Genomic DNA, 23,448 nt, shown 5'->3' on the forward strand with positions numbered 1-23,448 from the left:
TTCTGGCATTAGTGGGTACTCGGGTTACTCAGGCTCAGGCATTAGTGGATACTCTGGATCGGGCATCAGTGGCTACAGTGGTTATTCAGGGAAAAGTGGATACTCTGGAATTAGTGGATACTCTGGAATTAGTGGATACTCTGGAACTAGTGGAACTCCTGATGGTTTTTATTATCGTTGGAATGGCACTATAATTGATGACCCTGCCCAAGGTGAAATTTCTGCAAATAGCAGTAATTTAGACGGTTCCACTGACACACTTTACATGTGTAATACGGATGAATATGGAGGGGTTTTTGACCTAACCTTAGCAAGTTCACCAGGAGATTTAATATGTATCAGAGATTTGCAAACCAAATATTCATATTTTATAGCAACAATAAATTCATTTGAAGAATACTCAGCAGGCATAACTGCATTTTATGTAACTCCAACTTTATATTTTGGCACATTTACCAGTAGTGATTATTTGCAAATTGTGTTTCAAAAGAGAGGCGTTAGCGGATACTCAGGCGTTAGCGGATACTCAGGCAGAAGCGGATATTCTGGATATTCTGGATACTCAGGGAAAAGCGGATACTCAGGCATTAGTGGTTACTCAGGCTCAGGCATCAGTGGTTACAGTGGTTACTCAGGCAAGAGTGGATATTCAGGTTACTCTGGCTCAGGCGTCAGTGGTTACAGTGGCTACTCTGGCTCTGGTGTCAGTGGTTACAGTGGCTACTCTGGCATCAGCGGATATTCAGGATCAGGTGTCAGTGGGTACAGTGGTTACTCAGGATATTCTGTAGATTCATTACATTGGTCAGGATATACCATTTATACTGGCGAGGGGAACATAGGTGTAAAAAACACAGATGTTGTCAGAGCAGGATCATTATACAATGCTGAGGCGGGAACGAGTAATTGGAGTCTTCCTACCAGCGTAACTAGAGATGGTTTAAATGTGGGGCATACATGGAGGGTTAGACAAGCTGGAACTTTACTAGGCATAAAATTATATGTAGACAGCATTACAGACATTACAAGCTTCCAAGCAACAGTATGGAGAAAAGATGGAACAACTTATGACCAAATAGGAGTAAGTGACAACTTTATTGGAAGTATAGTAGCTAATTCAATTAATGATATAACATTTGTCACACCAATACCAAACGTAGAAGAAGGAGATTATGTAGGATGGAGAGTCACAAATGCAGGAGGCACGTCGTGCTCTATGTTTTATGCCAAATCCGGCTATTCCAATGTGATAAGTTATTATATCAATGGAGTTGCATCTTTTGCAAATGTTGACATAGAAGGAACTTGGTCACAATTAAGTGGTGGCTATGCTGTTCCTATAGAATATTATATGTCTGCACCGTATTTTGTTGGAATAGGCGATTCCATAATGTCGGGAGCCCCAGATCATGGTTCTTATGTTCAAACCAGTTCTACTACAAACAATCCGCCCGCTTCTATTCAATGGCAAATAGGACGAAGGCTGGGATGGAACTACCAAAATGCCGGTGTCGGCTCGGCATACACATCAGGCATTCTTAGTAATTTCACGCCCTATGTTGTGAATTTGCACCCACGAATTGCCGTCATTGAAGGTGGTGTAAATGACATAGCTACAGGTGTTCTTCCTGCTACAACATTGGCTAATTGGGAAGATATTTTAGACTTATGTTCAGCCAACAATATTCATCCTGTTGTAATATTGATTATGCCTTGGTCGAATGGCACAAACACACAAATGCAGACCAGGGATTCTATAAACAGTAGTCTCAGGACACTTGCAGAAGGATACAATGCAACAATAGTAGATACTGGCCCTTATGTCGGTGTATTTAGGGTTGGTGGTGATGCTGACAATTTATGGGACATAAGAGACGAATACGATTCTGACGGCGTGCATTTTACTGCTGCTGGCAAACGAAGAATTGCCGAAGCTGTCATGGATGCATTGCAAGGAGTAAGAGCTTTTGGAAGTGTTGTTTCTGGCTCTTTAGATTGCGGAGGAGATATTAGAATAGATGGAAATTCTATACATCAAATCGAAGCAGGAAGAATAAGTGTTGTAGAATCTGCTGGAAATGACTTTTATATCAAAGCAGGTGGAGCTTCGCTTTTAGGCACAAACAGAAATGGTGGCAATCTCTATATTTGCTCTGGAACATCTACTGGCACTGGTTCTGCAAATGTGTATATTCAAGCAACGACCGCAGGTAGTTCTGGTTCTGTGGATAATTATGCTGGCACGGTTGCAACATTTAGTCTAAGTGGATTATTGCTGCCAAGTTTAACATCTGGTCGTATTCCGCTTATCACAACAAGTGGGTTACTAACCGATAGTGCCTCATTAAATTATGTTACATCGGTCACTGGCGGATTGACGATGGGGGCAGGAATAGGTAAAACATTCTCAGATCATGGAGGCTATGTTAATGCACTCGACCTTCAAGGCGGAATTTGTATCACAAGAAACAATGACGCTCTTTTAACATATTTGTTTGCTTCTTTTGATACAACTGGAAACATAGTCGGCAATATTTCAACAGAGACAGCGGCAAATCTAAATTCATTAGTTTATAGAGTATTGACTAATAGCTCTACCCATAGGTTTTATTCTAAAACGGCAGCAGGCGTTGAAAAATTATCTTACATAGCGGCTGAAGTAGCAGAGTTTTGTAAAATTCTAAAAGTATATGATTCTGGAACAAACAATTATATCCGATTATGCGACGATGGCACCAATGGTTATTTAGAGTGTTATACAGGTGCTGGTGCTGTTCATCCAATGATACAAAGTGGATCAACAATCACTTGGAAAGTTAGTGCCTCTGGATCGTGGGAAAGCCAACTTGTATTAACAAATGGAGTGCTACAACCAGCAGCAAACAATGACCTTGATCTTGGTGATACAACACATGTTTATAAAAATGCCTATATTAACAACTATTATGCTGGCACAACCGCTGGCGTTGATATGGTGTCTGGAACTCCAAAAGCAGTTACAGTCTCAAAAGGTATTATAACCGCAGCAACATCTGTTACGCCTGTTGGAGATGCTACTTATACAGTGGGCAAAGGAAGCACACAAGATGGAACAATTACCACCTCAGGTGGAATTGTTACAGCCGTTCAAGAAGCATCAGGCTCTAGCGTCAGTGGTTATAGCGGATACTCAGGCATCAGTGGTTACAGTGGCTCTGGAATTAGTGGATATTCTGGATACTCGGGGAAAAGCGGATACTCAGGTATCAGTGGTTATAGTGGAATTAGTGGATATTCTGGTTCTGGTGTCAGTGGTTATAGTGGATATTCTGGTTCTGGTGTCAGTGGTTATAGTGGATATTCTGGTTCTGGTGTCAGTGGTTATAGTGGCTCTGGAATTAGTGGATATTCTGGATACTCGGGGAAAAGCGGATACTCAGGCATTAGTGGTTATAGTGGAATTAGTGGATACTCGGGAATTAGTGGATACTCGGGAATTAGTGGGTACTCGGGGAAAAGCGGATACTCAGGCTCAGGTGTCAGTGGGTACAGTGGTTACTCGGGGAAAAGCGGGTATTCGGGAATAAGCGGATATTCAGGAGGATTGAACCTTACTGTTAATATGTCGCTTGCCGACCGTACAGTAAGTGGTGTTCTCATTCGATTAGTGGCCAATGAAGATCAAAACTTCGGGGATGCTTGTTATATCAATCTTTCAGGTGAAGCTCAAATAGCAGATGCAAGTTTAATAGCTACCGCAAATGTTTTTGTTATGTTGGCAGATACGGACGTTTATGAAGGCGACACAGGTAATTATTTATTGTGGGGAATTCTTCGTGATGATTCTTGGAATTGGACCGTTGGTGCCCCGACTGGTTTAATCTATCTATCACTAACAGGCACTACTGGCACGCCTACCAATACTTTGACTCAAACAGCCCCATCTGGAACCAATGAAGTAATACAGGTTTTGGGAGTTGCTTTAACATCTCACATTATGTTGTTCAAAGAATTGACAACAGTAGAACACAATTAAAGTTACACGTATGGGACACGTTGCACTTTTGATATGTGTTGAATTCCCGTTAAATCACCATCTACTCTGTTCACCCTCAATATAATTGGCGTAGTTTGTCTATTGACTTTAATATGAGCAGTAGTGGAATCGTACCAACTGGAACTGGAACTGGAACTGGAACTGGAACTGGAACTGGAACTGGAACTGGATGCTTTTGATAACGATGATAACGATGATAACGATGACGATGATTTTGATGACGACGAAGAATACGATACCTTTGATGGTAACGATGATAACGATGACGATGATGACGTTGACGATGTTTTTGATGACGACGATGATGATGATTTTGATGACGACGATGATGGAAGGCCGCTACTGCCCGAAGAGGGCTTAAAGAAGCCAGCAGTGTAGATAAGAGGCATCGATTTAAGCCAGAGACGATACCGATATTCATCCAAAACGCTGCCAGAGTTAGTTGTTGGTGCGTTTTGCAGCCAAAGGCTAAGTAAGTTTGAAGAGCTTGAAGACGAGCTTGAAGAACTTAAAGACGAAGAGCTTGAAGAGCCTGAAGACGAAGAGCTTGAAGACAAATAGCTTAAAGACAAATAGCTTAAAGACGAAGAGCTTGAAGACGAAGATGAGCTAAGAAATACATTTGCCATACTTTATATAGTCAGCCTACTCACAACATATGGCAGCTAATGCTAATGCTATATTCTCTGGTGATACAAAGGATTCTTCTGTGAATTCAACTGATTCCCAAATACCAAACTGATCTGTCCTGAGGTATTTTCGATCTTTTAGCAAATTAATGTTTTGAGGATATCCATAAATGAGAGGATCAGATTGCCCAAAAACAACAACCCCTCTTTTGCCAAGATATGTGGCATAGTGTTGAATAAAATTGTCTATAGATATAAAACCGTCACACTCCAGAATAACTTTAGCCAATTCCTTAAATGACAGATTAGTTTTTACTTCTTTGGTTGGCAAAATTTCGTTTTCATCAGTTCTGACCTGGACGGTTTCTATGTTTTTAAGATGCAACAATTCTATTAATTTTTTGGAATAAGGATAGTTTTTGGGATTTATTCCTTCCTTATCTCTTAGTTTCCGACTGGCGAGCGATAATAAAATTTTCATCGATATAACTCCAAAAAAGCCCCAGATAAATGACTTTTCCACCCCACATCTATGCAGAATTTGTATATATTAAAATCATCATAATTCAATCCTTTTCTTTTACACATTTCTTTTCCATCGGCAATACTTATAAGTTGCAGACCCTCATCAGCAAAAAGCTCGGGGAAAACTACTGACAAAACTAATTCCTTATCTGCAAATCTCTTTTTTATTTGTGGCAAAACAGACTTAAACATCACATGGTCTCCCATGCCATTGTCCAATATAATCAGTTTTGTTTCTTTGGGTTTTAAATCCCATTCTTTAAGTTTCTTTTGAAATACTTGTTCGTCATGATCCCAATATTCTGGATGGGGCTGATGAGTTCTTATGCCGCCATCTGATTGTCTAACGTGCCATGTTAGTGCCTTGGGATTAATGATGATTTTCCAACCATTGCGATACATTTGATATGTAAACATTGTTTCTTCACGATGCCCAGCAGGTGATAAATCCATACAATAACCATGTGTGGCTGCTTCTTTTTTAAACAGGAATGTGCTATAAAGATGCTGGGCTTCTGTAGGATTGACGGATTCGTGAAGGAACCATTGTGTGTTCACTTCTAGATTTTCTATCGTGGGCTTTAATCCAGGTGGTAATTTTTGTATTCTGTTTGGGTCGATTACCAAACCACCAACAGCACCTACTTTTGGACCATCACATGCTAACAAATTTTCTAAAACAGTTGGCGTAGCAAATGTATCATCATCCAGTCGCCAAATCCATTTAGTTTTTGCTATTTCTATCGCTTTTTGGTGATTGGCCACTTGTCCTTTTCTTTGCCCAAAAACAACCTCCCATTTAATGTTATAAAAATCCAGCATCCTAAATAAGCCATTATACAAATCATTTGGCCTTAGATCGATGTGCTCGCCATCCATAAACAAAATAAATTTCTCAGGTTTAACAGTTTGTTGAATAACTGAGAAAATAGTGCTTGGCAAAGTAGTGAAATAACGATCTCTGCTGCTAACATGAGCGGTTACTGATGCTTGTCGTGGTTCTTGATTCATTCTTGGTTTTTCTGTTCGTGTAAATTTTATAATCTTAGTGTCTGCCGGATTACTTGGAACAAAAGTGCTGCCCCCATTTTGGTCACAATACCATACTCCATAGGCTATTCCTGGCGGGATTGGCTCCTTCTCTCTCTCTTCTGATGTGAACCCCGCATTTTTTACAAAATCTTCAAACATATCGTAATTAAAATCTTTATTCGAATGCATTCCATTATGAATTTCTGAATAAATGTATTTAAATTTTCTCAAATTCCTCTCAGTGCAATTAAGTATTATGTCGTATTCCGATCCTTCACAATCCATTTTAAGTACCAAGTCTTCTTCCTCAGATAAATTTAAATCATTTAATAAATTATCAAAAGAAATACAATTAACTATATCTCCTACTCCTACCTCATGCGTCTGGCATAGGACATCTTCCATTACTGCATGAGCTTGTTTTAATCCTGGCCTTGATACTGCCAAATTGATCGGAATAATTTTATTCGGAAATGTTGTGATGTTTTTTAACAATGTTTGATAAGTTTTTTTGTTTGGCTCAATACAATAACATTTTTTTGCTCCATTGAGCACACTAAAAACAGAAAACAATCCTTTGTTTGCACCAATGTCAATTACGATTTTATTGCTTATTTCCTCTTGCAAAGCTCCATAAATATTTAAGTTGAATATTTCATTAAAAACAAAACTATCTTGTTGTTGAAGACTTTCTAATAATTCTGTTTTTGCTTTATAAGCTTCTATTTTCAAGTTTTCAAATTTTATATTTGTAAAACCCATAGTGTTGAGAGTGTTTTGTAGGGTTTCTGTGCCCGACTCAACTGTAATTTTGCCGCCTGGAACAAGCACTCGATACCATTCTTTTACAATACTTGTGCAATCTTCTAGCACAACTTCAGTTGTGATTTCTTCGACCTTATTATCATCAATGGGAATTTTATCATCAACACACATTAAATCTGAATCACCTATGTTGAAAAACCCTGGAATTTTCTGTTTGCCTTGATTTAATTTAATGTGTTTGTGATATCTGTTCATCAAAACAAATCGATTGGTGGATAAATTTTGCCCCTCATAAGTTCCTTCTCCCTTGTGAAAAATTGGAAAATCCCCAATCATACAATTGCCCACAACAGGACCAGTTTCTACACCAATTTGTTTAAGTAAATACCCACTATCTTGTAACCTGATGCAAAAATCTGTATCCTCACCAAAACCAGGGTTAAAAATCTCGTCCAATATCCCAATTTCAGTAAATAGATTTTTTTTAATCATTACACAAAAGAATATAATGAAATCTCTGTCCGCATAAGGACAATAATTTAAAAAAGGTCCGGTTGCCCCCATTTTGTCGTTTGTCAAAAACGGTTCTTTTAAACGTCTGATCCACTCATCTTTAGAGCTTTCTAGTAATATGGTATCATTATTTAACAAAATAACATATTCGCCCACAGAAGCTTTGATGCCAACATTGGTGGATTTTGTATACCCAAATGGCTCATCAATCCATATAAGATTAAAATGATCTCCCAAACTCTGCACATATTCTTTGGTGTCATCCGTGCAACCATTCGCAACTACAATCACCTCCTTGTCAGATAAATCCGTGTATTTTATAATGCTGTCTAAACAAGGCTTTAGAAGATCAGAACAGTGATTATAAGTAGGGATTACTATAGAGATTTCCATAAACTATCAGAGTTTATGGTCGTTGGTTTCTCAATTCCCCATCCATATTTTCGCCTATAGTATTGGCTGCCCTATCTAACATTTCAGATGCCATCAATATTTGATTTCTATAATCCTTCCACTTACTATTGGGAATATGAATAAAATTACTGCGTATGTGCCGAGCTAATGTACGAATTTGTACCTCTGCTCCAGAAATTGTGTGAGGATCAAGCGGGGGTCCATCAATTGATTGTTGGTATGTTACCTGCTCATTCCACTCTTTGAAAGTTTTCATAATTACACCCTTATATTCTATATATTCAGGGGTAAATAAAATGAAAAAACTTATACCAATTCTGATGGTTATTTTGATGTTTTCTGCTTGCAATCCAATACAAAAAAAAGTTACCTGTAGTGAGTGTAAAGGAAAGGGAGAAGTAACCTATAACGCCACAGAACGAATGGCAATAGCCAAGTGTCAATTATATTTTGCCGCCCATGAACGTGAATGCGACAAATGCAAAAAACACTTGAAAGACGAATCATCACCAATATGCAGAAAAGCAACAAGGAAGATCGAATCTATTATGGAAGATGCCAAAAAACAACCACCACAAATTATTACCGAACAATGTCCCATTTGTGGCGGTAGTGGCAAACTCATTGAGGAATAAAAAAAGCCCTGCTGATTTTACTCAACAGGGCTTTTCTTTCTATGACACTTTTGGAGATTAATTAAAGGTCATATAAAAAACCGCTTGTGCATCATCTGGTGTGCCTCTATTTGAACCTCTTCCCTCGGGCAATTTGAAAAATCCTTTATCACCATAACTATCCCCCCACGAATTGCGAAGGATTAGATACCATTTTCCATCTTTTTGCTCAAGTCCCACGGCAGTAACGGCATGAGACCACCAATTGTACGTGACTGCCACTGACGAACCCAAAAGAACACAAGTGGCTGTTTCATCAAAAATATTACCAGACTCACCCAGGTCTACAGATTTGGCCAAAATCTTATGCTTGGAATAATCAGCAACACACTCTGGCTTCTTAGCATAACTGGATTTAATAGCAATATTGGGCCATAAATCTGCTCGTACTGCCCCCGTTTTTTCCATAAAAGCAACGGCATCTCCTGGCCAACCACCTTGATTACGATAGCCAGTAATAGGGCCACCCACACTTGCTGCACTAAGAATGTATGGCGATTGTCCTTGTATATATTTTACATTTCCACCAGCACATACAGCAGAATTGGCCCAACAGTAATTTGTTCCGTCTTGATCGTGACCTTCTACCTTTCCATAAATTAAAGGCATAACTCCTGCGTTAGCTTTTTTCAACGCCTCTAATCGAGCAGGCCATTCCGATCTGGGAATTACCCTCACACCAACCGCAGCTAATGTAGTGGTTCCAGGTGCTTTGCCTAAAGGATATTTCTTTAGGTCTCTAGGCATACATGACAAAAATCTTTTCTCTCCTCCAAATTCAGCAACCTTATCAGGAGGATTAAATTTTGCCCATTCCTCATCTGTAAAAACAGGTGGATTGGGCTCTTTGGCTGATGATACCGCTGGCATTGGCAGCTTAGCAAAATCAGACACAGTTTTTAATAGTGCGGTGAAATCCGCTGGCAATGGAACTACTAATTTCTTCTTGCCATTTGTTGCTACAACCGTGATGCCCTTAGCATCAGCAGGCACCATAGCTACCATTGTTTTCCATCTGTCAGGCAGGCTTTCAGCCCCCACTGACTTCGCAATAAGGCGATATGCGGGCAAGCCGTCTTCCGCCTTCTCACAGGAAGCATCCATCCAATCCCTAACTGTGCGGCTTGTCAATATTGCCACTTGGTCAGGGGTTAGGTCACGAACCACTTCTGGCGATGAGCCTGTGATTACAACATTCAACTTATTAACAGTTGGTTCCGGTGGTCCTGGTGGTGTCGGCTTAGGGCAACCCGCCAAGAGTAGCGATGCCAACAACAAACCAATTCCTAAGAATCTCAATTTCATAAAAAGTCTCCTTTTTTTACCATCTATATTATAGCTTGTTGAAAAATTATTTCAACCTATATTTTATTTTATAAATATACACAAAAAAAAGCCCCACCGATCTCTCGGCAGGGCTTCGCCTCTCTGTTTTTTATTTCTTTCCGAGTTGCACACGCAATTTGGGCTCAGTTCCAGCCGCAACCATGTCTCGTAGCTTCAAAGCACTACGTTGGAACAATTGATCCGCTTCATTGTCAGACAGCTTGTAGACCATTGTATAAATGGATTGCTCCGTACCAGTGATCTCTTTGGGGTCCACTTGCGTGAAACCAACACGAATAAGCTGCTGGATATGCATTGAAATGCCACCCCAGAATATGCCTGCATCCGAACGACCGTCTCGATGCAGAGGGGCTCCACCCTGGCATGGATTTTCGGGCACCCAAACATTGGGACGCATTCCCAAAGGAAGCACCGGACATACCCTGTCACCAACTACCATCGATGTTCTCGGTTGATAGCCAGCAATGATTTCTTCCAAACAGGTAACACTAGCGTCCACAAAACGCTCGCCTGTCTCTTCGTTCCAAACCATGAACGGATTACAGCCAGCCTTGACCTTCAAACGCTGAGCCACCAAAGAATCTACCTCTGTTGGGTCAAACGCCGCAATCAGTTCCTTGTTGGTCATCTGAAGCACTTGAGCCTCAGGAGTAATGACCATTACCGGCTGCACTTCATTAGCCAGCCTTTTCTCTTCACTTTGACTCATATACAACCCTTTCCAAAAAAAGTGTTTAAGCTCACCATTCATTATACTTCAGAAACGGCTGATGTAAACACGAATTTTTTATCGCCATACTGGTTCATCACAACTAAAACTATCAGGATCGTCAGGATTCACTTCGTGCGGCTCCCCATCATAACAATAACCACAATGTCCCTGGCATTTCGGGCATATATTGGTCCAACCTATGTTGCTCTCGTAAAGTGGAACTTGACCCGAGCCACCACAATAATCACATGTGTATTTCATTTTAAATCTCCGTAAAAAGACAGCACCCAAATAAATTGGGTGCTGCTGCGTTGAGGATTGAAATGTTTGGCCAGTGTTATAAAGCCACTACTGGTTTGGCTGCTCATACGGCCTAAAGCCGTTCCCAGAGCGGGGATTATTCAATAAAAACGAATTTTTAACTTAACCTCAATACTACTGTCTGGCTCACAACAAAACGGATTGGGAAATGCTTCCGCCCACAACACATTCTCAGAAAAATCAGTAACAAAATATCCATAAACTTTACGTTTGCCTGGGTATAGTCGCTTTGGCACATATGTCGCACCACTGGCTTCTATTGTCCAATTTGCAATACATAATTCAACCGGAGCATAGTCTTTACCCTTGGGCTCATGCAAATCCTCAATCCTAGTATGCTCTGATGGACGGTGTTCATTGGTAAATATATGCAATTTTCTCGCCAAATTGCATGTTTGCATAAGAAGATTCAGTTTTAAATTATTCGTTACTTCTATCATAATTGTGTCCAATAATATGGTAGCTTCCCATTAACAAGAATGGCTGGTTTTTCTTTCCACCCAAATCTCCCATACCATTCAAAATCTTTAAACAATAAAGCCGATCTATGACTCGAATGTAATCTAACATCCCCAAACCAAAAAGGCAACTCTATTTTGCTTCTTAAATATTTTTTGTAAAACTCTATCCAATGAGGGTAATAACGTCCCCGACTAGCTAATTCTTCCAATCCATACAAACAATATTGAGCTAATGCTGGCTCGTAACCACTCCACATCTTGCTTGCAGGATGATTGGGCCAACCACCAGTTATCAGAGTTTTTGCCTCACGATAAACCTGATTGCCTAGCCGAGAAGGATCAAGACAACATACCGATTGCTCTAAGTCAGGATATGGAAGAAACACTTGCATTGCATCAATATAATAGAAATGCTGAAATAATGCAACTAGGAAGAAATAGAATGACTATCGAATCAAGATTTATTACACAGGAGATTCAGCTTCCATACCAAACCCTTTTTTAACAATCATCCAATACACCTCACCAACATCCACGGTAGAAAGGTGGATTATACTCCCACCGTTGTTGCCATCTGAATAAAAGCCACCAATGGACATCTCAGGCTGAGATGTCCCAAGAGGCATTGCAAAAGCAGCATAGTTCTCTTCAGGCAAGGCTAATTGATAGGGAGTTCTGATAAAATATTCGCCTTGCTCAGTAGGAACTATTGAGGCAACGCCGCAAGCTACAATATTTGGGCCTTGTAATGGAACAAAGTTATTCCTTAAGTTGCCCGGACCTTTGCCACCACCATGTCTATCAACAGAACCATCACCTTTGCCTGTAACGCTACTTGCCCCCATCCTATCTCCTTTTAGCATAGATTCTAAAAGTATATAGCGTTAGTAGGTATAATTATTCATCTCGCAAGATGTATAGGACTTGATATAATTTTCAGTTGTTCACTTGTCGATTTTTTCTCTGCATATATCTTTTTAATGTTTTTATTTTGACAAGCAAAACATCTTCTTCAGAAATGCCTCTAAAACCAAAGCTGCCATCCTCATAATATAATTCAAAATATGAACCAAGCGGAAAATCCTTGAAAAATTCACCACCATAAAACCATTCTCGCCTGTTATGAAGACAACTCCATGCTACTATTGGCTTGCAACCATCACATATTTCTATAAATTTATATGCACCTATCATAATTTTTGTTCTCTAGGCTCAACGAAGGGTCATCCTTCCCAAAAATCCCGCCACTCACGTAATGCTACTGCCGACACAGATTCTATAATTTTGCTGCGATCACATGCATATAATCCAGCACATGAAAAACAACCAACTTCCATTAAACGATATTGCCCTGATTTTGTCAAACATACATCCACTACAAATACAGATTCAGGATTGTATTTAGATGCTATTAAATTGGCAAAATCAACCGCCTCTTGAGGATAAGTTGCATCTACATCAAAACGCTCATTCTCCCGGTATTGACTCCCCGCTACCACCACACCATCCACAACAACAAACCTCCACTCAAATTGTATGTTGCGAGGCTCTGAAACCACCACTAATTCAAATGGCTCAATCTGATTAAATCCAAAATATTCTACATCCTTCTCATAGCTTTCTTTGTAAACAGCCTTGCCAGTAAAAATTTTATCGCCACGATTCGGTCGCATAAAGATCGTTCGATCACAACCTACATGTTCATATAAAAACTCTTTTTGACGCAAAAGCTCCGCATAAGGCAGCATTATGTAATTCTCTTGCAATAAATATTTGCCTAATGCCGCATAGTACGACGTACAATCATATTTTGGCACATCGTAATACACCCCAGGAACCCAATTCGCCTGCTTGCGAATGCTTTTTCCTAATCCTAAAGAACCATAGAAAAGCACAGGAGTATTTTCTGGAAACAAATGAAGAAACTCCGTTTTCTCACACGGAATTTGCTTGATGATCTTATGCGGAAAACCTTGTGCTTTCACGGCATCAATAAATGGTTGCACATCTTCTGGAAATGCATCGTCTTCAATCAAATAGTGCAGAGTGCTCTCTTCTGCAAATAGGGTCTTTTTATTCATTTAAAACGCCTCTTGAAACCAATCTTTTTCATAATCCATAACAAAATCACAATCTTCGTAAAATGCCACCATTCCACATTCTGCCCCACAATCAGGACAATAGCCACCATAACTAGCACCCCTGTAATAATCCCAATATCCCAAATTACGACGCTTTGCCTCCGATTCACTAATATAAGTGCCATCGTGTAATCGGCAACGTCGATCAAAATTCACACACTCTTTAACCTCTTGTTCGTTAGGACAATAATAATTATACATTCTTGTGTTCCTCATTCATGTCAAAAAATTCAATATGAATCCCATCATCAGACCGATTCACCTTCGGAACAATATTCAACTTTGAAAAAAATTTATTAAATTCATCTTCAATGCGATAGGCTTCGTCGGCTGGCAACCGCTCTGGTAATTTCATTTTAATCGATAAATTAGGTCTGCCTAGTCGCCATGTGCAACAATTACAAAATGCAACCTGAGGTGTATTGTGTTCAATTAAAGCAAATGCAGCTTTGGCATCAGCTTCACTGATTTCGTCAGATTCCTTAATGTTTTGGACAACACATCCCCAAACATGGCTTTCATTGCGAGGATCACATACTTTGTATTCATCCTCTCCATCATATTGATTAATGCCTATCACCTTGAGCCTAAGACCATTATCCCAACGATAATATTTTCCAATGTTTTCAGGGTTAGCTTTATCCATTAAAATGCCTCTTCAAACCAATCAATTTTTGGCTCTATCTCTTTGTCGTCTTTTTCTACATCTTTTGCTTCTTCAAGTGGTATGTATGGAGCATATACATATCCACAATCCATCAATGTGCGATGTAAATCATTTCCATCAATACATTGCCCCGTGGTTTCGTTTTTAATTCTCAAACTCAAGCCCAAATCATTAGGATAACTATCTAATACCTTTATCAAATGACATTGCAGTGCATTATACGCTTGCCTATAGACAGAATGAATGCCCGGTAATGAATACCAAACTCCCTTGTGATTTAAAACTTGTACTATAAACATTTTCTATTTACTTTCCCATATTTCTCTCTTATTCGATCTGGTACGGGATAACCCATTTCAATATAGTGTCGCCAATGAGCATCTACCGCTCGTCCCACCATCTCCCAAAATTCTTTCTGATGATTTTTGTCGCAATCCTCACAAATATCAAAATTAAAATTTGGATAACTTATGTCTATGTTCCATAACGGCTCACCTTTCTTGCCACATAAATCACATACACCAAGAGGCTTCCACCGTTCTTCCAACTTCTTTTTCAAGTCTGGCAAATCATTTGACAAAGGTATTTCTCCTCCTTGAATAAAACCCTCTTCTGGCTCGCTACGAAATATAAAACGGTAAAGACGAGGATGGTCAAGTAAAAGTAACTTAAAAAAATCAGTCCATTTTGGAGCCATCAAAAAGCCTCATTAAACCAGTCGGCGTCCGAGCCCATCGGGCAGAAATAAGACTCTGGGCCACTACAAGCCAATCCGCAGTCTAATTCAGCATAATAGTGATACCCATGCTCCGTAGCATAAACCTTGATGATTGTCGCTTGCTCGCCCCACGCCGTCTCCATAACCCTGTCGCCGGGCATAAATTTCTGTGGCTCTAAATCGATCATATTCTAACATTTACTCCAGATATTCATTTTCTTTATGTGAATTTCTTTTAATTTCTAATATAGTTTCGGCAACTATCTGTTCATAAAGTTCAAGAAAATTAGTTTTTAAACAACCCTGGGGAACAAAATATGCTGGCTCCCTATCCCCATATGCTTTCAAATATCTTTTGTTTTTTGCATGCTTGCCATCTATGTAACCAATAATTTGGTATAACGGAGGACAACCAAGCACCAATACGAATGTGTCCCCGTTCCTATCATCTTCCCTGACAAGTAAATCATAATAATCTTTACCTCTTGTTCTAACCTGAATTTTGCCAACGTCCCCGCCACTCTTAAATGTATTCACACTGCCAGAATAATATAAATTTAGAGCTTTGGCAAATGCTACCTCCCCCTTCGCACCGTCTATATTGTGTTGTAAAGACTCTGCTTCATCGCATTTAAGCCCATGACTATTCTTTTTCCCTTGTAGCTTGGCTTGATTATATCGGCTTGTGCCGACGAAAACACCTATTTCTTCTTCGTAGCTTTCTAGTCTGACTTCTATCATATTTCTCCTCTCTCTATCTCTTCTATTTCGTCTATCTCCATTTCACCTATCCAGCCAAAACCAGCAACAAGCCAGTCGCTACCGCCTACACCCAAATCAGGACGGTACTCGCCTACTCGCCATTGGCCATTGATCTTTATGCGGTAAAATCCAGGGGAACGAGTATTCATAATAATTGAAGCCTATTTAAAGCTTGTTCAATTTCGTTGCAAAAATCAATGGCTGGAATGGGTGTGTCATACACTTCTGATTTATATCCACCTATTTGTTTACATTTACACATCGTTTCCTGAATTATTTTTTGTTCTGCACCATATTTACAAATCCAGCTTTTTAATACTTTGATGTTTGGAGCCAGCGTGCAGTGTTCTTTTAATCTTAGTTCTGGCGTTCTACTTGTCCACCCAATTTTCACCCTGCGGTCGCTTAAATCAGGCACAGTTAATGCAATATAAAAATAGCCATAACCCTTGGGAGGCGAAACAGTACCAGTAAAAATTTGATATGCCTCTTGATACATTATTTCTCCACACCGCATCATGTCGATTAAATGTGGTTGATTATTTTGCATATTAATAGCGTTTTGTATCGTATCGGCATTTATTTTCACAGCCAATCCGGCAATTTCGCTTGCTTTGCCTTTCCTTTTCCCACGCACACCAGAATACATTCGTATTTTAGCTTCTACTTGCAACTTAGGAAGCATATCCAATGCCAATAAAATACGCTTTGTTTTTTCTATTTGCTTTAGTTTTGTTATTTTACCCATGATTGTATTTTTCATTTGCCGATTTACATCGACATTTCTTGCATCTTGTAGCATACCCATCTGACTTTAATTTGTCAATTCCAAATTCCTCAAATAACTTTACTTCTCGGCATTGATTACATTGTTTTTTACCCTCGACAGCGTATGGATTTACTTTCTTTTTCTTGGGCTTGCTGCCAGCGATGTGGCCACCTTCCTTTTCACAGATATAGCGACCATTGCGAGCTATGTTCTTATCATAAGTTAGGCGAAGGGCGGTGTGGGTGATCTGGCAATAGGGACAGAAAACATCGATGGTGTCAGCAATTATGTTTTTGTGATAATGTTTTTTTGATTTTTTATTATTTAACTCTTTGTGATTTATACAAATGCCCAATGACTGTCTGAGTTTTTCCACAAATAATTCAATATGTTTTGGATTATACACTGCCCCGAAAAGATCAACTTCGCACCAAACATCAAATAACACACCGGATTTTTCAGCAATGATCTGTGCGGCTTTGTGCTTGGCTACAATCACTTCATCATCAAGCCACGCCGCTGGTTTGACTTCTATCCACTTAATACTGTCGTCTATATATTGGATTTCCAAATCTACTAAATAATTTGCTTCAAAATTCTTTACGGGATTATAATAAGATATTTTTATTTTTTCTTTGTAATAAGTTTTTACATTTAAATCTTCGTCCAATTTAAGAAATGCCTTCTTTTCATAAGAGGAGCTAAAAAATATCTTTCCTGCCTTCGGAGATTCGTGCCACCCACGAACATGGTGTGTTTTTGGATTAAATCCCTGTTTGTAGAGTCTAATGGTTGCCTCGGAAAGCTTGCGTCGATGTTCTGGAGAAAAACCACCAGTTTCAGCAAGCATTTTTTTGCGACCATCAGATATGTTCTGGCAATGCTCTTCTGTAAATGTTTTGCCACAATGCGATTGAGACATCTGTTGTTTTGTTTCTTCGCTGTGGTGTTTCCCAAGCATTCCAGTTGTACATTGATTTTCTAACAAATTGCGTGTTGCCCGTGCAATTCCTTCAGGATTATTTTTCATATATTGACTTAGTTTTTCTTTGAATTCATCACTTCTTTTTATGCCCTTAAGAGCAAATTTTATTTTTTCTTTTTGTTCTTCTGTTATTATTTTTCCCCTCTGAGCACAACTTTTACACATTTGAATATACGGCTCTATCATTTCGCCATAATAGCAACTCTTTTTCATCAATCGTCCATTATCGCCAACATGCTCTACACAAGGGCAATACACCATTATTTCTTCGTTGGTTTGTCGGTTTTCTCCAATCCTATTCATTGGGTTATTGTAGACCATATCACAGGCCCTACAAACAAACTCTCTTCCACCATGTTTTAGTATATTTTTCCTGGCTGGGCCTTTGCTTATTGGCTTGCCTGCTTTTATATGATTTGGGCAATCACAAAGATCATCAACATTGATGGAGTCTACGTCTCTTAGGTTTTTGTACAACTCTTTAAACTGTTCTATATTCATAATATGCTCCTTTAATTCTTATTGTATCATATTACTTATATAGTGTCAAGCCTAAAATTTTGCACTTTTTTTGATGTTTTTTTTGCGAATTCATTAAAAATGGTTTATGTACAAAAAGAAAGACCCGCATTTCTGCGGGTCTTTGCTATACTAATACTTGCGTATAATTTTTAGATCACGAAATTCGCAATGCTCATGCGGGCATAGAATTTAGCCCCTTCCCTTAGCAATTTTTTTCCGTACCTTGTTAAAATTCCCTTACGTGGGCAGAAGCTCTCTGGATCGAGAACAACTGGGGTCTGAGTAAGAGGAACGTATGGGCAGTAGAAGTAACCGCTGTCCATGTACGAGTCACCCTTGTAACCCATCAACATTTGGTTGGTTGGGAACAACGGGTCTTTGTAAATTCTCCAACGAGCATTTACTGTACCGACATATTGAATGCCGAGAGACGAAGTAAATGTTTCGCTAGGAGCGGGAGCGAAGCCTGCGGTAGCGGTTTCGAAGATGGAGGCGACTTCTGGGGAAGTCACGATCCAGTTGCAACCACCACGCAATGTCTTCCTGTGGACGACGTTGCTTACTTCAACGACTTTAACATAGAGGGCTTCATACTTCTCTTTGATGGTATCACCAAGAGCAGTGGCGAAGTCCCAGCTTGTCACTGTACCAGCGTTGGTACGCAAGTCGTTCAAGATTTCACGGTCGATTTCCAGGTTGATTTCCTGGGCAAGAACGGCGGTCAACTCAGCCTCGGCGTCGAGGTTGTGCTGGCTGCGGAGGTCTTGCTGAGCTTCGTAGCTCCAAACGGCTTTCAACTTACGGGTCTTAGCGGCAATTTCTTCCGACTCGATGACCAAGTTGATTTCAGGCAAGTCCTGGTTGCATTCCATGTTGTACTCATAGTTGAGCACCATATGGCAAGCACCAGTAAAGTTGGTCCAATTAATGACAACTTCACCTGTGGTCACATTGAGTGTACCAGCTTGGAGAGCGGCTGTATTAACGGTGTAACCAGTTGCATTGGGGATCAACACAGCGGTAAGACCAGTGCTACCAGCGGTTGAAGTCAATGTATAAACAGCGACTGCACCGGCGTACAAAACGCCTGTTAAAGTTCCGCCCAAAACGGGTGTATGCTCCAACGGGGTGAAAGTAGCTGTGAAGGCAGCGGCACCAGCAGCGGTGCTAACAGTGCTGCTAACTTCACCTTCAACAAACTGGCTGCTGTAATAGGTGTAGAGGTTAGCATCACCAGAGGCCAACTGTTGCAACGAATTTACGTCGTCACCTGGGAAGCCTGCGTTATTATCCGCACCACGAACAGCACCCTTGTTGGAGCTATAACGGAAGCGGAGGTAATATACGAGTCCGGTTGGGCCAAGGAGGGGTTGTACTGAGACAATCTTATTGGCGATCAACTGGGGATAAATACGTCGGACCAAGGGAATACTAATTCTCTTGAATTGTGCAACGTCTGAGGTGTCGGTGGACACTTCATTGATGAGTCTTTGGTTTTCGAGCAGAACGGCGGTGCAGGATCGAACATACGGGTCGGCAATCCCTTCCATCATTCCAAGCTCGGACCAAAGGCTTTCTAACTGAGCAGCTTCGTTCAAAAATCTATCGTTCATTGTTTTTTAACCTTTATTTTTTGCTTGATTGTAAACCAGCGAGGACTCTCATTTGACGGAGATCATCACCAGTAATGGCTTCTGATAATACTGAAGCCGGTTTGTCACCTGGAGGAACTTCTTCGTTATGTTCCGCAATAACTTTTGTTTCCTTGGTAACTTTGTCGCCTCTCCCCGTTACATTCTTAGCCGTTTCCACTCTTGCATTTCTTTCTTCGGTAACTAATTTACCACTAGTTTTTGCAACGCTCTCATTGAGGGACCGAACGCTCTCATTGAGGTGCTTATTCTCTGTGGACAATCTCATATTACGAGCCTCAAGAATACGCTGTTTGCTACGCATATCTTCCAGTGTCTTGAGAACTTCCTCAAGTTTGCTGCTGGTAGCCAGTGTATAATCTTCTTGGCTGATGTAATCAGAAAGGATACTTACAACCTTATCCATTGCAACTTTATGTTCAGCAACGGTCGGGTCATTGAGCATTTCACGTCGGGCTTGCTCGTAAATTTCCTTACCCTTGACGGACAAGAACTCATCGATTTTGTCAATCATATATTCACGCATTTCGTTGAGTTTCTTATCATATTCTTCATAGATTTCGACTTCCAATTTTTCATTCTTGGAGCGTTCTGCCAGGAGCATTTGATAAGCTTCTTCATAACCTTCATCCATAGCTTGTTCAAATTCTGCCTGTTGTGTTTCCAATCTGCCTCGGAGGTCTTGGATAATGGTATAAGCTTCTGAATAGCCAGTCTCGGCAGTTGTTTCAGCCGCCTTAAGTTGATTGGCCAAATCAGCATATGCTTCTTCCAAGTTCTTGTTATACTCTGCATCCAATTCCTTTTTGGATTCTTCGAGCATAGCTTCGACGGCTGGTACAAGTTTACTCGCCTGATCTTCAGGCAATAATTTAGTAAGTGCTTCTAAGACTTTCATGAGCTTAACCTCGCTTTATATTGGTCTGTTGTTTCTTTAATTATTCCGCTTAGGCAAGCAAGAATAAGATCATCACTTATCCTATGTATGCCGCAAGCTTCATTTTTTGGTGGATTATCATAACTTTGCACGAACAAAGTCGATTCTTCCTTACCAACTACCTTCTCTTGGAATGCCGCTGTGGTGCTTGGATCAGCTACTGCATCAAAAGTGATTAAACGATAACTTTCACCAATCACAAGAATTCCGTTTTCATTTACTTTTCCGTTTCCTACGCCACGACTGCTAATTCCGATTCGTACACCGCAATTGATGAGTGATTTAAGCAATTTGCCCATTGGGGTATCAAGGATAACTCCCTCACCCATCAAAGTATTTCCTTCCCACCAAAGTTTCTTGACCATATGTGAACAATTTGAGAAGTGAATAATTGAATCAGTGGGATGGTCACATTCTCCGATGAGTCCACCCACATCAATTACTTCACTCAAACGTTGCACATTTGCCTCTAAAACTTGGCGTGGGTACATTCGTTTATTTTTATTGACAGCTTCGGCTTCCTGAAATTTACCTCTGAATTTCACGAGTTTTATTCCGCCATATTCGGTGGACTCATGTAAATCCATTTCGTTGAGAATGCCATAACCACCGTCACATATTAGGACGTTGTTATAGCTACTCCCAGGAATGCCATGCTCTAATAGTAAATTCATTGAGCCTCCTATTTATCTACAACTAAATCTTCTTCCTTACCACCATTCATCTTATATGAGTCGGGCGTTTCAGCCTTCGGCACATATGGATTCTGGAGGGCAGGCCAAGTATCCGACGAGGACCATTGGCTGGTAGCATCAGAGGCTTTATCTACGCCTTTTTCAGTTCCGGTATAATCACCGAACGGCTTGGGAATATATGGGTTTTTCAATTCAGGATAAGTTTCCCCATTGCCCCAATTCGACCAACTTCGGTTTCTCATTTCATCGGCCAAACCGCCACGATAGCTCTTGCCATCGCTTACGGGAGCGGAATCGCCCCAATCACCGGAGAAGTCAGAAGCGGGTGTGTAGCCCTGTTTGGCTTTTTGGGCCATTGCAGGATGATCGCCCACAACTGTTTGATGTGGTTTGTTAGAAACGGACCACGGACCACCAGCCAAATTGGTTTCAATTAGGTGCATTAGCCACTCAACGGCTTCTTCGACAACTTGAACACTAGGTTCAACTTCTCGTTGAAGAACAGAGGCTAATTCATTAAGATGTCCAGCAGTTGTGACTTTGACCAAATTCTCATTGGATGCTTCATAGATTTTGCGAAGTGTTTCATAAAGATCGGCATAAACAGCCAATTCTCTCTGAACATTCTCATCTACTGTTGGGAAGAATTTGCTGACAATCTCTTGGAAAGCCAAGTATTGATCGCATTCTTCGCACATTTTGGTTCCAGCCAATTTAACAATTTTTTCAACTCTATCGGTATAAACTTCCTGAGCAGTACGAAGAATACCTTCTGCCATGAAGTCACATACTTGATCGTCATAATTTGTAGCGTGAACAGTTTCCAAAGCTACTTTAATCTGCTGAGCCAACTCGGTTTGAGTAAGATAAAGCACATTAGGCCAATTGCTTACGACGTTTTCCAAAGCTTCTTCTAATGCAGTTGCGTCAGAAAGAGCATTTTGGCGTCGAAGATCATTGACTGCTTTGCAGAATTGGGCGTCTTCGGAAAGTCCCTTGGCTGCCCAACGCTTGGTTTGGCAGTCAGTATCCAACATATGATCCCACTGAAGTTGCAGCAATTTCTTCTGATTTGCAGATTCAGTCGTAGGAACTCGAAGGGCAACTACATTGCCATTTTCGTCGTGCTTGACTTGGGTATCACCAAGAACAGGACCATTTTTCTTGAATTCGACATAATCAATAGCATTTTTGCAAAGGACCGACCATTCCTTGACCGCACCCTTGCTTTGCTGAATTGCAAATTCAAGCATTTCATTTCGGCTATTTGTTTCTACGAATTTCTTGTTCTTTTTTGCTTTTTTGCAGCAACCTTCTCGGAAAATACGCTTTGTAGCTGGCAAATTCAGATAGTCGGCAAATAGACTGTCGGCTTTTCCTTTTTGCTCTTCATCTAAAAGAGAGTCCAAAACAGTTCCTAGAATTTCTTTGGACTTGACTTTTTCGCTTTCCTCATCGATTACCAATTGCTCAACGTTCTCGAATGAAACGGCTTCATTTTTGATGGTGTAATTCGCATGAATAAATGTGCCATCGGATGTTTCATAAAGAACATTTTCTGGTCCGTAACAATGAAGGGCTATATTTCCTACCCCTAATGTTTCGGCCAAAATGGGTTGTGCTCCCTTAAGCTCGGCTTCTGCCGTTGATAACGAATCTTTTTGAATCCTTTCAAAAACATCAAAGTTAATGAGCTTTCGTTTCATAATGTTTTAACTCCTAATGTGATTATTTGATTTGGGCAACTTGGCCATAATACGCAAGTATATATGCGGCATGGCTTGATTGTTAAAAACTTTTTCTTAAGTCTATATACCTTATCATAGTTATGCAGGAGCAAGCAAAAAAGCATGAAGAGTTTCAAAAAATACATAAATTTGCGAGAAGGGCTTGCCGACGAGGTAGGAGACCCAGCCGATGCACAGAATGTACAAGAGTTATTTAAGACTGTTTGGAACCGTTATCGAGATTCTTTAATGGACTTTTTAAAGGGCTTAGCCGAAGAAAACGACGATGATGACTTAAAGGCTTTAGTCAATCGACTAGGCGGCGGCGGCAAGGATTTGCCAACCATTTCTAAAGCAGAAGATGACATGCGTCCAGAAGTAGTGCCACCCACTAGTGATAGAGGTTCTGGCGAAAGCGATAATTAACCGAATTATTTTAGCCAA

28 protein-coding genes are annotated in these 23,448 nt (G+C 40.3%); 5 read left to right on the forward strand and 23 right to left on the reverse strand.

Features of this window, described 5'->3' with window-relative positions; translation table 11 throughout:
- The 3 genes from M0R80_08330 to M0R80_08340 form a co-directional block, all read left to right on the forward strand.
- Nucleotides 1-194, forward strand: a 194-nt coding sequence (locus M0R80_08330) for a hypothetical protein (GenBank protein ID MCK9459630.1), incomplete at its 5' end; no start/stop codon positions are given.
- Nucleotides 195-265: 71 nt separating this feature from the next.
- The gene (locus M0R80_08335; GenBank protein ID MCK9459631.1) at nt 266-4,015 is read left to right on the forward strand and encodes a GDSL-type esterase/lipase family protein; all 3,750 of its coding nucleotides are present in this window, start codon (nt 266-268) and stop codon (nt 4,013-4,015) included.
- Nucleotides 4,016-4,138: 123 nt separating this feature from the next.
- Nucleotides 4,139-4,414, forward strand: a complete 276-nt coding sequence (locus M0R80_08340; GenBank protein ID MCK9459632.1) for a hypothetical protein — start codon at nt 4,139-4,141, stop codon at nt 4,412-4,414.
- A gap of 267 nt (nt 4,415-4,681) precedes the next feature.
- Here the strand turns inward: M0R80_08340 and M0R80_08345 are convergent, their stop codons facing one another.
- The 3 genes from M0R80_08345 to M0R80_08355 are packed head-to-tail and all read right to left on the reverse strand — an operon-like array spanning nt 4,682 to nt 8,170.
- Nucleotides 4,682-5,146 (reverse strand): hypothetical protein, encoded by a 465-nt coding sequence (locus M0R80_08345; GenBank protein MCK9459633.1) that lies wholly within the window; start codon nt 5,144-5,146, stop codon nt 4,682-4,684.
- A complete protein-coding gene (locus M0R80_08350; protein MCK9459634.1) occupies nt 5,143-7,893 on the reverse strand; it encodes an FkbM family methyltransferase in 2,751 nt (916 codons plus the stop codon). The genes M0R80_08345 and M0R80_08350 overlap by 4 nt, the downstream gene beginning before the upstream one ends.
- Before the next feature lie 13 nt (nt 7,894-7,906).
- A complete protein-coding gene (locus tag M0R80_08355) occupies nt 7,907-8,170 on the reverse strand; it encodes a hypothetical protein (protein ID MCK9459635.1) in 264 nt (87 codons plus the stop codon).
- 40 nt (nt 8,171-8,210) lie between these two features.
- On the opposite strand from M0R80_08355, the gene M0R80_08360 reads away from it, so the two are divergent.
- Nucleotides 8,211-8,549 (forward strand): hypothetical protein, encoded by a 339-nt coding sequence (locus M0R80_08360; GenBank protein ID MCK9459636.1) that lies wholly within the window; start codon nt 8,211-8,213, stop codon nt 8,547-8,549.
- Between the two features lie 57 nt (nt 8,550-8,606).
- On the opposite strand, the gene M0R80_08365 is transcribed toward M0R80_08360, so the two are convergent.
- The 20 genes from M0R80_08365 to M0R80_08460 all read right to left on the reverse strand — a co-directional run bounded on the left by M0R80_08365 (nt 8,607) and on the right by M0R80_08460 (nt 22,983).
- Nucleotides 8,607-9,893 carry a hypothetical protein gene (locus M0R80_08365; GenBank protein MCK9459637.1) on the reverse strand — a complete coding sequence of 429 codons (1,287 nt, stop codon included), beginning with the start codon at nt 9,891-9,893 and terminating at the stop codon, nt 8,607-8,609.
- A gap of 130 nt (nt 9,894-10,023) precedes the next feature.
- Nucleotides 10,024-10,686, reverse strand: a complete 663-nt coding sequence (locus M0R80_08370; GenBank protein MCK9459638.1) for a hypothetical protein — start codon at nt 10,684-10,686, stop codon at nt 10,024-10,026.
- Between the two features lie 362 nt (nt 10,687-11,048).
- Nucleotides 11,049-11,408 (reverse strand): hypothetical protein, encoded by a 360-nt coding sequence (locus tag M0R80_08375; protein MCK9459639.1) that lies wholly within the window; start codon nt 11,406-11,408, stop codon nt 11,049-11,051.
- Complete coding sequence (locus M0R80_08380; protein ID MCK9459640.1) at nt 11,405-11,821, reverse strand: hypothetical protein; 417 nt, start codon at nt 11,819-11,821, stop codon at nt 11,405-11,407. Before M0R80_08380 ends, M0R80_08375 begins: the two co-directional genes overlap by 4 nt.
- Before the next feature lie 72 nt (nt 11,822-11,893).
- Complete coding sequence (locus M0R80_08385; GenBank protein ID MCK9459641.1) at nt 11,894-12,274, reverse strand: hypothetical protein; 381 nt, start codon at nt 12,272-12,274, stop codon at nt 11,894-11,896.
- 91 nt (nt 12,275-12,365) lie between these two features.
- The gene (locus tag M0R80_08390; protein MCK9459642.1) at nt 12,366-12,623 is read right to left on the reverse strand and encodes a hypothetical protein; all 258 of its coding nucleotides are present in this window, start codon (nt 12,621-12,623) and stop codon (nt 12,366-12,368) included.
- A 29-nt stretch (nt 12,624-12,652) separates the two neighbouring features.
- A complete protein-coding gene (locus tag M0R80_08395) occupies nt 12,653-13,510 on the reverse strand; it encodes an ATP-grasp domain-containing protein (GenBank protein ID MCK9459643.1) in 858 nt (285 codons plus the stop codon).
- The gene (locus M0R80_08400) at nt 13,511-13,771 is read right to left on the reverse strand and encodes a hypothetical protein (protein ID MCK9459644.1); all 261 of its coding nucleotides are present in this window, start codon (nt 13,769-13,771) and stop codon (nt 13,511-13,513) included. It abuts the gene before it with no gap.
- Nucleotides 13,764-14,216, reverse strand: a complete 453-nt coding sequence (locus tag M0R80_08405; GenBank protein ID MCK9459645.1) for a hypothetical protein — start codon at nt 14,214-14,216, stop codon at nt 13,764-13,766. Before M0R80_08405 ends, M0R80_08400 begins: the two co-directional genes overlap by 8 nt.
- On the reverse strand, nt 14,216-14,536 hold the full coding sequence (locus M0R80_08410) for a hypothetical protein (GenBank protein MCK9459646.1): 321 nt from the start codon (nt 14,534-14,536) through the stop codon (nt 14,216-14,218). Before M0R80_08410 ends, M0R80_08405 begins: the two co-directional genes overlap by 1 nt.
- Nucleotides 14,527-14,934, reverse strand: coding sequence for a hypothetical protein (locus M0R80_08415; GenBank protein ID MCK9459647.1), 408 nt, complete (start codon nt 14,932-14,934; stop codon nt 14,527-14,529). Before M0R80_08415 ends, M0R80_08410 begins: the two co-directional genes overlap by 10 nt.
- Nucleotides 14,934-15,143, reverse strand: coding sequence for a hypothetical protein (locus tag M0R80_08420; protein MCK9459648.1), 210 nt, complete (start codon nt 15,141-15,143; stop codon nt 14,934-14,936). The genes M0R80_08415 and M0R80_08420 overlap by 1 nt, the downstream gene beginning before the upstream one ends.
- A 10-nt stretch (nt 15,144-15,153) precedes the next feature.
- Nucleotides 15,154-15,696, reverse strand: coding sequence for a hypothetical protein (locus tag M0R80_08425; protein MCK9459649.1), 543 nt, complete (start codon nt 15,694-15,696; stop codon nt 15,154-15,156).
- A complete protein-coding gene (locus M0R80_08430) occupies nt 15,693-15,866 on the reverse strand; it encodes a hypothetical protein (protein MCK9459650.1) in 174 nt (57 codons plus the stop codon). The genes M0R80_08425 and M0R80_08430 overlap by 4 nt, the downstream gene beginning before the upstream one ends.
- Nucleotides 15,863-16,465 (reverse strand): GIY-YIG nuclease family protein, encoded by a 603-nt coding sequence (locus tag M0R80_08435; protein MCK9459651.1) that lies wholly within the window; start codon nt 16,463-16,465, stop codon nt 15,863-15,865. The genes M0R80_08430 and M0R80_08435 overlap by 4 nt, the downstream gene beginning before the upstream one ends.
- Complete coding sequence (locus M0R80_08440) at nt 16,458-17,972, reverse strand: NUMOD3 domain-containing DNA-binding protein (GenBank protein ID MCK9459652.1); 1,515 nt, start codon at nt 17,970-17,972, stop codon at nt 16,458-16,460. The genes M0R80_08435 and M0R80_08440 overlap by 8 nt, the downstream gene beginning before the upstream one ends.
- Nucleotides 17,973-18,142: 170 nt before the next feature.
- Complete coding sequence (locus tag M0R80_08445; protein ID MCK9459653.1) at nt 18,143-19,606, reverse strand: hypothetical protein; 1,464 nt, start codon at nt 19,604-19,606, stop codon at nt 18,143-18,145.
- A 13-nt stretch (nt 19,607-19,619) separates the two neighbouring features.
- Entirely contained in the window at nt 19,620-20,543 is a 924-nt protein-coding gene (locus tag M0R80_08450) for a hypothetical protein (protein MCK9459654.1), read from the reverse strand.
- Complete coding sequence (locus M0R80_08455) at nt 20,540-21,256, reverse strand: hypothetical protein (protein ID MCK9459655.1); 717 nt, start codon at nt 21,254-21,256, stop codon at nt 20,540-20,542. The genes M0R80_08450 and M0R80_08455 overlap by 4 nt, the downstream gene beginning before the upstream one ends.
- A gap of 8 nt (nt 21,257-21,264) precedes the next feature.
- A complete protein-coding gene (locus tag M0R80_08460; protein ID MCK9459656.1) occupies nt 21,265-22,983 on the reverse strand; it encodes a hypothetical protein in 1,719 nt (572 codons plus the stop codon).
- 144 nt (nt 22,984-23,127) lie between these two features.
- Here M0R80_08460 and M0R80_08465 point away from each other — a divergent pair, with 144 nt between their 5' ends.
- A complete protein-coding gene (locus M0R80_08465) occupies nt 23,128-23,430 on the forward strand; it encodes a hypothetical protein (protein ID MCK9459657.1) in 303 nt (100 codons plus the stop codon).
- The last annotated feature ends 18 nt before the right edge of the window (nt 23,431-23,448 follow it).

The organism is Pseudomonadota bacterium (assembly GCA_023229365.1).
GTDB lineage: Bacteria > Myxococcota_A > Polyangia > JAAYKL01 > JAAYKL01 > JALNZK01.